Origin of the sequence: Campylobacter concisus (genome assembly GCF_902460545.1) — a bacterium.
GTDB lineage: Bacteria > Campylobacterota > Campylobacteria > Campylobacterales > Campylobacteraceae > Campylobacter_A > Campylobacter_A concisus_AE.
Genome location: NZ_CABPUE010000007.1, coordinates 153,112 through 165,238, shown reverse-complemented (window position 1 = coordinate 165,238; position 12,127 = coordinate 153,112). Strand labels below are relative to the sequence as shown.

General features: G+C 35.9%; 14 protein-coding genes and 1 tRNA gene. 5 read left to right on the top strand and 10 right to left on the bottom strand.

Annotated features, from left to right (window positions below; genetic code table 11):
• Positions 1–300: 300 nt before the first annotated feature.
• Positions 301–1,455: a tyrosine-type recombinase/integrase gene (locus FZ949_RS06090; RefSeq protein WP_002953805.1), complete on the top strand. Its 1,155-nt coding sequence runs from the start codon at positions 301–303 to the stop codon at positions 1,453–1,455.
• A gap of 84 nt (positions 1,456–1,539) precedes the next feature.
• Here the strand turns inward: FZ949_RS06090 and FZ949_RS06085 are convergent, their stop codons facing one another.
• The 7 genes from FZ949_RS06085 to FZ949_RS06055 are packed head-to-tail and all read right to left on the bottom strand — an operon-like array spanning position 1,540 to position 6,040.
• Positions 1,540–2,028, bottom strand: coding sequence for a class I SAM-dependent methyltransferase (locus tag FZ949_RS06085; RefSeq protein ID WP_262367785.1), 489 nt, complete (start codon positions 2,026–2,028; stop codon positions 1,540–1,542).
• Positions 2,029–2,036: 8 nt separating this feature from the next.
• Positions 2,037–2,534, bottom strand: a complete 498-nt coding sequence (locus FZ949_RS06080) for a redoxin family protein (protein WP_103579447.1) — start codon at positions 2,532–2,534, stop codon at positions 2,037–2,039.
• A 47-nt stretch (positions 2,535–2,581) separates the two neighbouring features.
• Entirely contained in the window at positions 2,582–3,259 is a 678-nt protein-coding gene (gene modB / locus FZ949_RS06075; protein WP_103579446.1) for a molybdate ABC transporter permease subunit, read from the bottom strand.
• A complete protein-coding gene (locus tag FZ949_RS06070) occupies positions 3,256–4,113 on the bottom strand; it encodes a sulfate/molybdate ABC transporter ATP-binding protein (protein ID WP_103579445.1) in 858 nt (285 codons plus the stop codon). The genes modB and FZ949_RS06070 overlap by 4 nt, the downstream gene beginning before the upstream one ends.
• Complete coding sequence (locus FZ949_RS06065) at positions 4,110–4,505, bottom strand: TOBE domain-containing protein (RefSeq protein WP_103579444.1); 396 nt, start codon at positions 4,503–4,505, stop codon at positions 4,110–4,112. The genes FZ949_RS06070 and FZ949_RS06065 overlap by 4 nt, the downstream gene beginning before the upstream one ends.
• Positions 4,502–5,257 carry a molybdate ABC transporter substrate-binding protein gene (gene modA / locus FZ949_RS06060; protein ID WP_148790233.1) on the bottom strand — a complete coding sequence of 252 codons (756 nt, stop codon included), beginning with the start codon at positions 5,255–5,257 and terminating at the stop codon, positions 4,502–4,504. The genes FZ949_RS06065 and modA (FZ949_RS06060) overlap by 4 nt, the downstream gene beginning before the upstream one ends.
• Entirely contained in the window at positions 5,258–6,040 is a 783-nt protein-coding gene (locus FZ949_RS06055) for a TOBE domain-containing protein (protein WP_148790232.1), read from the bottom strand. It lies immediately after the preceding gene.
• A gap of 165 nt (positions 6,041–6,205) precedes the next feature.
• Here FZ949_RS06055 and FZ949_RS06050 point away from each other — a divergent pair, with 165 nt between their 5' ends.
• The 3 genes from FZ949_RS06050 to FZ949_RS06040 are packed head-to-tail and all read left to right on the top strand — an operon-like array spanning position 6,206 to position 9,965.
• Positions 6,206–6,916 carry an MlaA family lipoprotein gene (locus tag FZ949_RS06050; protein ID WP_107824109.1) on the top strand — a complete coding sequence of 237 codons (711 nt, stop codon included), beginning with the start codon at positions 6,206–6,208 and terminating at the stop codon, positions 6,914–6,916.
• Positions 6,917–6,918: 2 nt separating this feature from the next.
• Complete coding sequence (locus tag FZ949_RS06045; RefSeq protein ID WP_087580771.1) at positions 6,919–7,521, top strand: Tgt2/MlaC family protein; 603 nt, start codon at positions 6,919–6,921, stop codon at positions 7,519–7,521.
• A complete protein-coding gene (locus FZ949_RS06040; RefSeq protein WP_107824110.1) occupies positions 7,521–9,965 on the top strand; it encodes an efflux RND transporter permease subunit in 2,445 nt (814 codons plus the stop codon). Before FZ949_RS06045 ends, FZ949_RS06040 begins: the two co-directional genes overlap by 1 nt.
• 7 nt (positions 9,966–9,972) lie before the next feature.
• On the opposite strand, the gene FZ949_RS06035 is transcribed toward FZ949_RS06040, so the two are convergent.
• Positions 9,973–10,548, bottom strand: coding sequence for a BON domain-containing protein (locus FZ949_RS06035; protein WP_103579438.1), 576 nt, complete (start codon positions 10,546–10,548; stop codon positions 9,973–9,975).
• Between the two features lie 75 nt (positions 10,549–10,623).
• Here FZ949_RS06035 and FZ949_RS06030 point away from each other — a divergent pair.
• Positions 10,624–10,721, top strand: a tRNA-Sec gene (locus FZ949_RS06030).
• A 6-nt stretch (positions 10,722–10,727) separates the two neighbouring features.
• Here FZ949_RS06030 and FZ949_RS06025 read toward each other — a convergent pair.
• Positions 10,728–11,387 carry a molybdate ABC transporter permease subunit gene (locus FZ949_RS06025; protein WP_103579437.1) on the bottom strand — a complete coding sequence of 220 codons (660 nt, stop codon included), beginning with the start codon at positions 11,385–11,387 and terminating at the stop codon, positions 10,728–10,730.
• Positions 11,388–11,395: 8 nt separating this feature from the next.
• A complete protein-coding gene (modA, locus tag FZ949_RS06020) occupies positions 11,396–12,094 on the bottom strand; it encodes a molybdate ABC transporter substrate-binding protein (protein WP_103579436.1) in 699 nt (232 codons plus the stop codon).
• Positions 12,095–12,127 lie beyond the last annotated feature (33 nt).

Here is a 12,127-nt window from a genome sequence, read left to right as displayed (position 1 = left end):
AAGGGCGGGCGAGATTTTGTAAAAGCTTAAACTTTTTATGTAACTTTTACTTAATTGAATTAATGGCGATAACGATTTTGTTATATGAGTATTTTATTATATAAAACTTAAAAATAAAAATTAATTATTAGCGAGATTTTGTAAAAAATCGCTTTTCTTAATTGATTTTTTGCTTGTTTTGAGAATTTCAATCTCCGTAAAATCGCACTTTAAGCAAAAAATTTTTATTTCAAAAAATTTTAACCTTAAAGGCGGCGACTTTTCGCTTACTTTTAATTAAATTTTGATAAAGTTACTCGTATGAAAAATTTAGAAAAAAATAAAAATATCTACGTGCAACACGGACGTTTTTATATCGATTGTCAAAGGGACGGCGTTAGAATTCGCCGTGCTACGGGTCTTAAAAAGTCACCTTTGGCGTTTGATTTCGTTCGTAAAAATTACGATTTATTTCTCGGCTCTAAATCCGATATCGCGGAGGCTAAACGCCGGTATCGCGAACTCGAGGACTTACAAACCGACAGGCTCCTTAGAAAAGGGGAGAAAGACGCCGGCGCTATTAAAAATTCTAGTGAGTTTAGCTTTGATAGCGTGATCGATCGTCTCCTTGCCGAGAAGTCGTTTTTAAAGGATAAAACTAGGCGGCTTTACGTGATTATGAGCCATACGATCACGGAATTTTTAAACACTAATGGTATCTTCTACCTAGCCGATTTTGAGAGGTATCACAGCGTAGAATTCGTTAAATTTTGTAAGAATAAAGGATTAAAGGATAGCTCTATTAGCGGCTATTGCTCCTTTTTTAAGATGATTTTTCGATATGCCGTAAGTAATGACATAATCTCCAAAAATCCGTTTTTTATCCCTAGATTTAAGCAACACCTCGATGAATTGGAGGATGAAAAATTTCCGCCGTTTAGCCTTGATGAAATTTTGAAACTCATTAAAAACGCCGACGACGAGCTGCGGCTGTTTTTGGTCGTGGCGTTCTTTACTGGCGCTCGAACCGGTGAAATTTTAGCTCTTACTTTCGGCGATCTAGACTTTGAAAATAGGCAAATCCGGATAAATAAAACGCTTTCGGACGTCGGCATCGTGGATTCGCCGAAAACTAAATCCAGCAACCGCACGATCGATATGCTGCAAATCGTCTATAATGAACTCATAAAGCTTGATAGCGGCGACAAAAGCCAGCGGATTTTTAGGCTTTCTCGGTCTATGATGCGGCTTAAATTTAATGATTTGCAAGTAAAACTTGGTTACAATACTCGCAGGCTTTATGATACTAGACACTCCTTTGCTTCCGTCATGCTGAGCCGCGGCGAGGAACCTATGTGGGTGGGCTGTAAAATGATGGGGCATAAGGACTTGAACGAGACTTATCGCTCCTATGCGAAGTATCTGCCGAAAGAAGTTAAACAAAGGGCGGTTTTTTTAAATGATATCGTCATTTAAAATTTAATATTAGACATCTTATTTTAAAAAATATGTTACAATAAGATTAAATTTTACTAAAAATAGATTAAAATTTTACTTCTTTTAATGGGTAAAAACGCCGTTTTTACGGCACTGCGACTTATAAGAGATAAATGCCACGCCATTTGCACTTAAATTCTCTCTTACGACTTTTAATATAGCTTCTTTTACAAAGTCAGGCACCCAGCTAAAAACACCATGAGCGATGATATAGTCAAATTTCTCATCGCTTTTAAATTCGCAAATATCGCCGTGTATAAGCTCTAAATTTGTAAGCCCCATCTCTTTAACGATCTCTTGCCCGCGCCTTATCTGCTCACCGCTAAGATCTATGCCAACTACTTTTGCATTTTTGTTATTTACTGCAAATGGGATCAAATTTCCACCAAAGCTACATCCTATCTCTAAAACTCTTGCATTTTCGCATGGCGGTGGAGTTATGCCAAGAAGTGTAGCACAAGCTTCAAGCCTATATGGCGACGATTGGGCAAAAGCTATTGATTTATAAGTTAGCTCATCATAAGACTTCTCAATTTTGCTATTTTGACTCATTTTAGCTCCTAGTAGTCTTTTTCTTTGAGTTTTTCTAGCATATTTTTGGCATCATTCTCAGGATCATCCACTATATATGCGTGCCTTATCTTGCCATCTTTAATGATAAGTGTTTGCCTAAAGTAAAATTTATGTCCATTTGATGCAGAAAAAACTGGAAGCTCAAGTGCCCTTTCAAGCATAAACTCACTATCGTTTAAAAACATAACACCAGTTGAAGTCTCTTCTTGAAATTTCTTTTGAGCTGCGATATCTTGTGAGCTAATGGCCACTACCATGAAACCAAGATCGTTAAAATTTTTTAAAAATTTCTTGTAGTTTATAGCTTGTTTGGTGCAGCCCTTCATGCCTGCAGTATTTTGCAATTGCTCGCTTAAAAGACTAAAGTCCTCGCCTATCTTTGGGTAGATAAAAATAACGCAGTCATGCGTTCTTGCAAAGGCAGAAAAATCAAATTCCTTACCATCTAATGTATTTAAATATATACTTGTAGGCACTTTTATCATACTTCATCCTTTAAAATTTTTACTATTATATCTTTATAAGCTTTGTCTTAAGCTTTTTTAGAATTTAAAAGATAAACTACGAAAAGGACAAAAAAGCTAATTATTAACATCAAAAGTGCATAGATATGAGCCTTGGTGTAATCAAGCATTTCAACCGCTTCAAATATCGCAATGCTCGCAACCTTGCTCTCTCCAGCTACGCTACCGCCTATCATTAAAACAACGCCAAACTCGCCCATAGTGTGAGCAAAGCTAACGACAGTGGCTATTAATAAATTCGATCTTATACTTGGCAAAATCACCCTGAAAATAGTTGTGAGTTTATTTTTACCAAGACTATAACTCGCTTCAAAAAGGCTCTTTTTTAGGCTATTTAGTCCAGCATAAATCGGCCCAAACATAAATGGCAATGAATAGATACAACTTGCCACAACAAGACCTGTGAAGTTAAAAACAAGCCTAACTCCAAAAATTTCCTCAATAAATTTACCAAAGGCTGAATAAGGCGAAAGAAAAATGAGCAGATAAAAGCCAAGAACACTTGGTGGCAAAACCAAAGGCAGTGAGATTATTGACTCTAAAAATGATTTGCCAAAGAATTTTTTCTGCGACATAAAATATGCAAGTGCAATGCAGGCAAAGAACAAGATAAAAGTAGTTATAAAAGATAATTTTAGTGATAGCCAAAATGGCTCGTAATCGATACTTTTTAACTCGTCTATCATGCTTTTTCCAAATTTACGCTAAATGCTTTTGTGCTAACTACTACCATATCGCCTGCTTTTAGATTCATTGCTTCGTTTTTGCTTAGCACAACTTCACAAATTTGACGGTTTATCAGTACATTCGCTACAAAGATCGCATCACATTTTTTTATCTCTAAAATTTTAGCATTGAAGGCGATTTTTTGAGATCCGGCGGTTTTTAAAAATATCTCACTAGCTGTGCCAGATCTTGAAATTCTGCCATTTTCAAGAACAAATACTTTATTACAAAGCTTATAAATTTCGGCGATATCATGGCTTACCAAGACAATACTCATTTTAAATTCGTCGTGAAGCGCCAATAAATAGTTTTGCAATTTCTCACGCATGGCATTATCAAGTGCGCTTAGTGGCTCATCAAGCAGTAAAATTTCAGGTCTTCTCATAACTGCACGAGCAAGTGCTACGCGTTGTTTTTGGCCGCCAGAAAGGGTGCTGATCTTTGCATTTTTTAGGCTTGTTAGGCCGCATATGTCTAGGAGTTTATTTGCTAGGCTTACGTCATCTTTTGCAAAGAGTAAATTTTTAAAGACATTCATATTTTCAAACAATGCATAATCTTGAAACAAAAAGCCGATATTTCGCTTTTGCGGAGCCAAATTTATCTTATCGTCAAAGAAAATTTTATCTCCAACTTTTATAAAACCACTTTGTGGCGCTTCAAAACCGGCAATCAACCTTAAAATAGTGGTCTTTCCGCCGCCACTTGCTCCATAAAGTGCGACAAAATCGCCATTTTCAAAGCTAAGGTCTGCCTCAAGCATAAATTTGCCATCGCCGCCATTTAGCTCTTTTTTACAAGAAATTTCTATCATTTTTGAGTACTTATATGAATACTAGTAGATTTTATATAGGCAAAAACACTATCGTTTTTGTTCAAATTTAATGCTTTTAAAGCGTTATTTGAAATGATGGCTTCGAAGCTAATTTGATCGCACTTTAGACCAACAACGCTTAAAACTTCACCAAAATTTATAGCCTCTACCATGCATTTTAATTCATTTTCAAGCGAGCTAGTGTCAAGTTTATTTTTTGCCAAGACGACATCCGAGCTTTTAAAACCTAAGCCAATCTCATCATTTAAGGCAAATTTACTAGCCTCGTTTAAGACTAGCATAAATAAATTTGCCTCTAAATTTAGACCCTTTAGCTCAAATAAGCTGACATCATCTTTGGCTAAAATCCTAACGATCTTTGCTTTTATCATTTAGCAGGAACGTTATAGCCAAATTTCTTAAAAATTTCTCTTGATTTATCACCCAAGATAAACTCATAAAATGCCTTCGCATCAGCATTATTTTCAGCACGTTTTAAGAGTACGATGCCTTGATCGATCGGAGTGTATAGCTCTTGTGGAACAAGGATGTAATTAACGCCCTCTTTGTATTTTGACATTTTATCATCAAAAAGTGCACTAGCAGCGATAAAACCTACGTCAGAAGCACTTAACGCCTGAGATAGAGTCTCAGAAATTTTTTGAGCATAAACGATATTTTTTTCTACTTCGTCATAAAGTTTTGCATTTTTGAGTGCTTCTATGCTGGCCTTACCGTATGGTGCTGTTTGTGGATTTGCAATAGAAATCGCCTTTAAACCACGAACAACTTCGATGCCTTTTTTAAAATCAACATCTCTAATAGAAAAAATAGCCACAGCACCTTGTGCGTAAACTTTTGGAGCAGCTACTGCAAAGCCTGTATCATAAGCTTTTTGTGCAAAGCCCATATCAGCAGCCATGAATATATCAGCTGGAGCTGAGTTTTGGATCTGTGTAACAAGACCGCCACTTGCACCAAGAGTTAGATTGATCCTTGTATTTGGATGAAGCTTATTAAACTCTTTTATAAGCTCTGGAAATGCGTATGTTGTGTTTGCTGCTGCATATACATTTACTTCAGCACTAAGTGCGTTTATGGCAAGCAAAGCTGCTACACATAAAAATTTAAAAACTTTTTTCATTTAAACTCCTATAATGATTTGAGATGATTTTACTATTGCTAAAAGTGTATCGCCAACACCTATTTTCATCTGGATAGCACTATCTTTTGTGATGATGGCAGTTAAAGTCTGTTCATCACTTAGTTTTAAAGTGATTTCAGCATTTACAGCACCTATCTTTACTTCGATCACTTCGCCTTTTAATTGATTTTTTGTGCTTATTTTTATATCTAGATCCTTGGCCAAAATGACAGCTGGGGCCTTAAAAATATAAATAACCTTTTGTCCAACTTTTAGGCCTAAATTTTTCTCACTTTCAACCGTGATGTTTGACTCAAGCGTGTAGCCATTACTTAGTTTTGCAACTATTTGAGAATTTACCGCACCACGATCTATACTTACAATCTCGCATGAGAGCTGATTTCTAGCACTTAAGTTCATATTCATTCTTTGAAGATTTACAATATCTACATCCTCAAAATCTACTTTTTGACAAATTTTTTGTAAAAAGTCCTTTTGAGTCTCAAGAATGGCATCATAAATTTTTATCAGTTTATCGGCATACTCGCTTAGCTCGGAGCCACTATTTTTCTTATTTCCATCAGCTCTAATAATAAGTGGCTTGCTACTTTTGTTATTTATCGTATCAAGACAGTCCCAAGCATTTTTATATGATATACCAACCAATTCCGCTGCTTTTGTGATACTTTTTGTCTCTTTTATGGCCTTTAATAATGTAATATGTTTAGCTAAAACCTGTGTATCTTCGCCTAAAAATAGTTCTAAATTTATATCTGCTTTCAAAATTTTTACCTTTACTATATTAGAGAATAATTTGTGAAGTATATCTAATTATATTAATCCTTAAGCTTAAAGATTTAAGTCGATTTATAAATTTCTCTTAATTTCTTGTAAAGTTTTTAAAAGATAAAATCAAGCTACATTTTATAAATAAAAATAAGGCTTAGTATGAAATTTTTGCTTTCTATCTTTTTTAGTTTGTTTTTAGCCTGTGCTAATACGGACATAAATACGAATAGCGAAAGCGATGAATTTGATGTTGAATTTGAAGCAAAAAAAGATGTTTTTGACCCGCTTAGTGGCTACAATAGAATTATGACACATGCAAATGACTTTATCTATGTAAATATGCTAACTCCGGTGGCAAAAGGCTATGCCTATGTTGTGCCAAAAACAGCTAGAACAATGGTTTCAAATTTCTTTGACAATCTGCTTTTTCCAGTGCGCTTTGTAAATAACTTACTTCAGTTTAAATTTCAAAATGCTGGCGAAGAGACATTAAGATTTTTAGCAAATACGATAATAGGCTTTGGCGGACTAACAGACGGAGCAAAATACTACAACCTCAAGCCTCACGATGAAGATTTTGGACAAACGCTTGGATATTGGGGGCTTGGTAGCGGTTTTCATATAGTTTGGCCACTTATTGGACCATCAAATTTAAGAGATACTGGTGGCATGGTCGGAGATTATTTTGCTGATCCTATTAGCTACGTTGATCCTATACTTTTATCAACTGGTATCAAGTCATATAGAGCGTTTAATAACTTTTCACAAGATCCAACTGCTTATGAAAAACTAAGAAAAGATGCTATTGATCTTTATCCATTTTTACGCGATGCTTACGAGCAAAGACGCGACAAGCTTATCAAGGAGTAAATATGAAAATTTTAAAAATTTTAACTATGATTTTACTTTTTACAACTAGCCTTTTTGCTATTTCGAAAGAGCAGATCAAGCCTGAAGTAGAGATGAAAACAACAAAGGTTATTGAAATTTTAAAAGATACAAATTTAGACAATAACGCAAAGACAAAAGAAATTTTTGCTCTTCTTGATCCATTTTTTGACTATAAACAAATGGCAAAGATAAGCCTTGGCAAACGCTACAACAGCTTAAGTAGCGACGAGCAAGCTAAATTTGACGCAGCATTTGAGCAAAAACTAAAAAGCTCATACATAGATAAACTTTTAGGCTACAAAGACCAACAGATCCACATCACTGGAGAAAGTGAGCCTCAGAAAAATAGATACTGGCTCACATCTGAGCTTATAAATGATGGCAAGAGCTACGAATTTGTCTATAAATTTTATGATGCAAAAGAGCGTGGTTGGCTCATTTACGATCTTGATATCGTTGGTGTAAGCATCATTCAAACATACAGAAGCCAGTTTGGCGATGTGCTAAATAACGCTGATTTCAATACTCTTTTACAAAAGCTAAATGAAGCTGTTTTGCCTGATCAAAATAAAACTAACCCTTAATGCGACAAATTTTTAAATTTATCATTGCTAAAAACAAGCTTATTATTGCTCTGATTTTAGCTTTAAGCGTAGTTTTTGGCTATCTTAGCACCAAGCTTAGCGTTGATGCGTCAGCTGAAACGCTACTACTTGAGCACGACCCTGACTTAAAAGCTTATAGAGAGATAGCCAAACGCTACGACTCACCCGGATTTTTAGTGGTTGCTTTTACACCAAAAGATGATCTTTTTTCACCTAAAAATTTAGAACTTATCAAAAATTTAGGTGATGAACTAGCTAAAAACGATATGGTAAATAGCGTCATCTCTATAATAAATATTCCGCTTTTAAATAGTGTAAAAGGCGGGATTACTGGTATCTTAGATCATACTCCAACGCTGCAAGATAAAGATATAAATATTTCAAAAGCGAAGCTCGAGTTTGCCAAAAGTCCGATTTACAGCGGAAATTTGATAAGCAAAGATCTAAAAACCACAGCAATTGCTCTAAATTTAAAACAAGATGAGAAATTTAATGAGCTTGTAAATGAAAGAAATTTACTTAGCCAAAAAGAGTCAAACGGCACTATCACACAAGCTGAGCGACTTAAGCTAGAGGCTCTTGCCTATGAGTTTAAAGCCTACCGAGATGAGCTTAGAAAGAGCGATCACGAAAACCTTGAGGCTATAAAAGCAACCATAGCTAAATTTAACGCAAATGACGAGCTATTCTTAGGCGGTGCAAATATGATCGCCGATGATATGATAGGCTTTATAAAGAGCGATCTTTTGGTCTATGGCCTAAGCGTACTTGCTCTTCTTAGCTTTAGTTTGTGGCTATTTTTCAGGCAGGTTAGATGGATAGTTTTGCCGATGTTTATATGTGCCGTAAGTGCCATTTTTACGACCGGAATTTTTGGTATATTTGACTGGGAAGTGACGGTCATTAGCTCAAACTACATCGCACTTCAACTCATCATTACTATTTCAACTGTGATTCATCTTGTCGTTAGCTATAGAGAATTTTACGCAAAGCATCCAAAATATAGCCAAAATCAGCTAATTTATCTAACGCTTCGTGATAAATTCTCTCCATCTTTTTGGGCGATATTTACCACGGTTATTGGCTTTAGCTCGCTTATGAGTGCTGACATAAAGCCAGTTATCATGCTTGGCATTATGATGAGCACTGGCATTAGCGTTTCGCTTGTGCTTGCATTTTTGCTATTTGGCGCGATAAATGTAAATTTAAACAAATTAGCTCCCATTAGAACCTTTGAAAATAGCTTTAAATTTACAAAATACTGTGCAAATTTAGCACTAAACTCAAGAAAGGTCATCTATGTAGTTTGCGCTCTAGTTGTCTGCTTTGGTGTTTATGGTATCAGCAAGATAAAGGTTGAAAATAGCTTTATAGGCTACTTTAAAGAAAGCACAGAAATTCGCCAAGGAATGCAAGTCATTGATACCAAGCTTGGCGGCACGATACCAGTTGATGTGATAGTGAAATTTAAAGAGCAAAAACAAGAAAAAAATGCCGAGCAAGATGAGTTTGAAAATGAGTTTGAAAGCAACGCTAAGGATGCAAAATACTGGTTTAATAGCTATCACACAAGGGTTGCTGAGAAGATTCACGACTATTTAAAAGAGCAAAAATTTGTCGGACATGTAAGCTCGCTAGCAACCCTTATAAAAGCCATAAAAGAGCTAAATAACGGTGCGAGTGATGATTTTTTATTAGCTGCGATGTATGAGAAATTACCACAAAATTATAAAAATATCTTATTAAGTCCTTATGTAAGCGTTGAAGATGATGAGCTTAGATTTAGTATAAGGATCGTCGATAGCGACTCCGAGCTTAGACGAAATTTATTTCTAAAAGAGCTTAGAGAAGGGCTAGCACAGCTTACTAAAAATGACAATGTAAGCATAGAAGTGGCCGGCATGATGGTGCTTTATAATAATATGCTTCAAAATTTACTTAGCTCACAAGTTGATACTTTTGGACTAACTGTCGCTATACTTTTTGTCATATTTTGCTTTATTTTTAGAAGCATAAAGCTAGCAACCATTGCGATAGTTTCAAATTTAATCCCGCTTTGCACGCTCTTTGGCGTGATGGGATTTTTTGGTATTCCGCTTGATGTGATGAGTATCACGATCGCAGCCATTAGCATTGGTATCGGTGTTGATGATATCATTCACTATATCCACCGCTTTAAAGAAGAAATGCTTACAAAAAGTGTTTTTGAGAGCATTAAAGTCGCACACGCAAGCATCGGATATGCGATGTATTACACATCATTCACTATTTTTCTTGGTTTTAGTGTGATGATAACCAGTAACTTTATCCCGACCATATATTTTGGCTTACTAACCGATCTTGTTATGGTATTTATGCTTCTTGGCGCACTAATCATCTTACCAAGCCTCATTGCAAGCTTTGTAAAAAAGCGCGATATTTAAGCTAAATTTATTTGATAACTTTGATGAATGAGTAGACATCGGCCACGCCATCAATATGCTTAGCGTACCAAATAGCATGTTTTTCTTGCTCAATGCTATCAACTACGCCGCTAAATACAACATCACAGCCAACGATACTAACACGCACATTTGTGCCCTCAACTATACTATCTTTAAAAAGATTTTGCTTTAAGTTTGCAAGAATTTTTAGACTATCGCACGGATATTCTGGCTTTTTGATACGAAGATAGGTATAAATTTTTCGCACACCATCTGTACTTTTGGCCAGTTCTACCAGCTTATCTTCAAGCTCTTTACTATCAACAAGTCCGATCAGATAAGCATCTCCGTAAAAAACCTCTATCTCGATATCGATATTACTAAGACCTTTTGAAAATAAAATTTTGCTTTGCAATTTGCTTTGTATAAATTTATCTCTTGTGATCGAGTAAATACCACGTTTATCGCGTGAAATAGAGTATGCATCATATACATTTAGCGGCGCAGTTGCTGGAGAAAGAACCGAAGAGCAAGAGCAAAAAAATAGAGTTAAAAATACAAAAACGCTAAATTTTAAAATCAGAAATCCTTTTGTAATTTCAAAAAGTTTATAGAAAATGGGCTAAAATTTATCTAAATCTGCTAAAATAACGCGCACGGAGGATAAAGTAATCTGGTGATGCTCACGGGCTTCAAACCCGATGACTGGGCGGTTGACCGTCTGGTGGGGAGTTCGATTCTCTCATCCTCTCGCCACTCACTTTAAATTTTACTTTTATCAAGCAAATTTATAATCCCAAACAAAATAAAGCTTAATACAACCAAAACAAGGCTTAAAATCAGCGCTTCATCACTTTTACCATCGTATACGGCATTATAAATGGCAAGAGAGATAGTGTCTGTTTTGCCTATGATATTACCACCCAAAATTAGTGTTATTCCAACCTCGCCAAGCCCACGCGAGATCGCTAAAATAAAAGCCGTCGCTACGCTTTTTGCAACACATGGAAAGAGCACGAAAATAGCTGTTTGAAATTTATCTTTTCCAAGGCTATATGCTGCTTCGCTTAGGCTTTTTGAAAGTGAGCCAAGAGCAGAAGCGACAGGCTTTACAAATAGTGGCAACGAAGCTATAAAAGCAGCTAAAACAAGGGCCTTAAAGCTAAAAATAATTTCTAAATTTAAAGCCTTACCGAAGATGCCATTTTTGCCAAGCAGATAAAGCAGTAAAAATCCAGTCGCAATGGGCGGAAAGATGAGTGGAAAAGTTACGATCATCTCTAAAACGGCTCTAAGTTTACCTTTATAAAAGGCCAAAAGATAAGCTAAAGCTAGCCCAAAAACGACGAGCAAAGCCCCTTGGCACAAAATGACCTTTATGCTTAAAATCAGAGGATCAAACAGCCAAGAGAGCTCTTGCAAATTTAGCCTTATCTTATGCCAAATTTAGTGTAAATTTCTTTTGATCTCTCGCTTTTTAGCTCATTTAAGAATTTCTCACAATCAGCCTTTTTATCGCATCCTTCAAGCTTCGCAGCTACAATGTTTGCTGGAGCGTAAAGCGATTTGTCTATCAAGATAAAACTACCAAAATCGTCTTTATGTGCATTTAGTTCGGTCTGATTAATAAATCCAGCATCAACTTCGCCGTTTAATACATAAGTAACGACTTGTGGCACGCCGGCAACCGCTAAAATTTTATCCTTTAGCTCGCCACTTAAATTTGCTTTTTGCATAAATTCATTCGCTCTTTTGCCATAAACCGTCTTTGTTGCATCTGGCATAGCGATCTTGGAAAGTGCTTTTAGCTCTTCAACTTTTTCTATTTTTACACCTTTTTTAGTAGCCAGCACCAAGGCACCTGAGCCTAAATTTACATACTCAGCGATCTTTAGATCAGACTTTTTCAAAAAGTCCTCATCGCCCACGATCACGTCAGTTTTGCCCTCTTTTGCCTGAGCCATGATAGCTGTGATGTTCGCAAAAGAAGTGTCGATATTTACGCCATCTTTTTTGAGATTTTGCGCGACTGCCTCAACTATCTTTTTATATCCGCCACCAGCACTTACTAGCAAATTTTCATTGCCAAATGCAAAAATTGCGACCATTAAAAGTAAGAACTTTTTCATATTTTTCCTTTAAAAGTAAAATTTCAAGATTTT

What these genes read in the sequence shown, in the direction of transcription:
- FZ949_RS06090 (WP_002953805.1), top strand. Translation starts at nt 301, where the DNA reads ATGAAAAATTTAGAAAAAAATAAAAATATCTACGTGCAACACGGACGT.
- FZ949_RS06085 (WP_262367785.1), bottom strand. Translation starts at nt 2,028, where the DNA reads ATGAGTCAAAATAGCAAAATTGAGAAGTCTTATGATGAGCTAACTTAT.
- FZ949_RS06080 (WP_103579447.1), bottom strand. Translation starts at nt 2,534, where the DNA reads ATGATAAAAGTGCCTACAAGTATATATTTAAATACATTAGATGGTAAG.
- modB (WP_103579446.1), bottom strand. Translation starts at nt 3,259, where the DNA reads ATGATAGACGAGTTAAAAAGTATCGATTACGAGCCATTTTGGCTATCA.
- FZ949_RS06070 (WP_103579445.1), bottom strand. Translation starts at nt 4,113, where the DNA reads ATGATAGAAATTTCTTGTAAAAAAGAGCTAAATGGCGGCGATGGCAAA.
- FZ949_RS06065 (WP_103579444.1), bottom strand. Translation starts at nt 4,505, where the DNA reads ATGATAAAAGCAAAGATCGTTAGGATTTTAGCCAAAGATGATGTCAGC.
- modA (WP_148790233.1), bottom strand. Translation starts at nt 5,257, where the DNA reads ATGAAAAAAGTTTTTAAATTTTTATGTGTAGCAGCTTTGCTTGCCATA.
- FZ949_RS06050 (WP_107824109.1), top strand. Translation starts at nt 6,206, where the DNA reads ATGAAATTTTTGCTTTCTATCTTTTTTAGTTTGTTTTTAGCCTGTGCT.
- FZ949_RS06045 (WP_087580771.1), top strand. Translation starts at nt 6,919, where the DNA reads ATGAAAATTTTAAAAATTTTAACTATGATTTTACTTTTTACAACTAGC.
- FZ949_RS06040 (WP_107824110.1), top strand. Translation starts at nt 7,521, where the DNA reads ATGCGACAAATTTTTAAATTTATCATTGCTAAAAACAAGCTTATTATT.
- modA (WP_103579436.1), bottom strand. Translation starts at nt 12,094, where the DNA reads ATGAAAAAGTTCTTACTTTTAATGGTCGCAATTTTTGCATTTGGCAAT.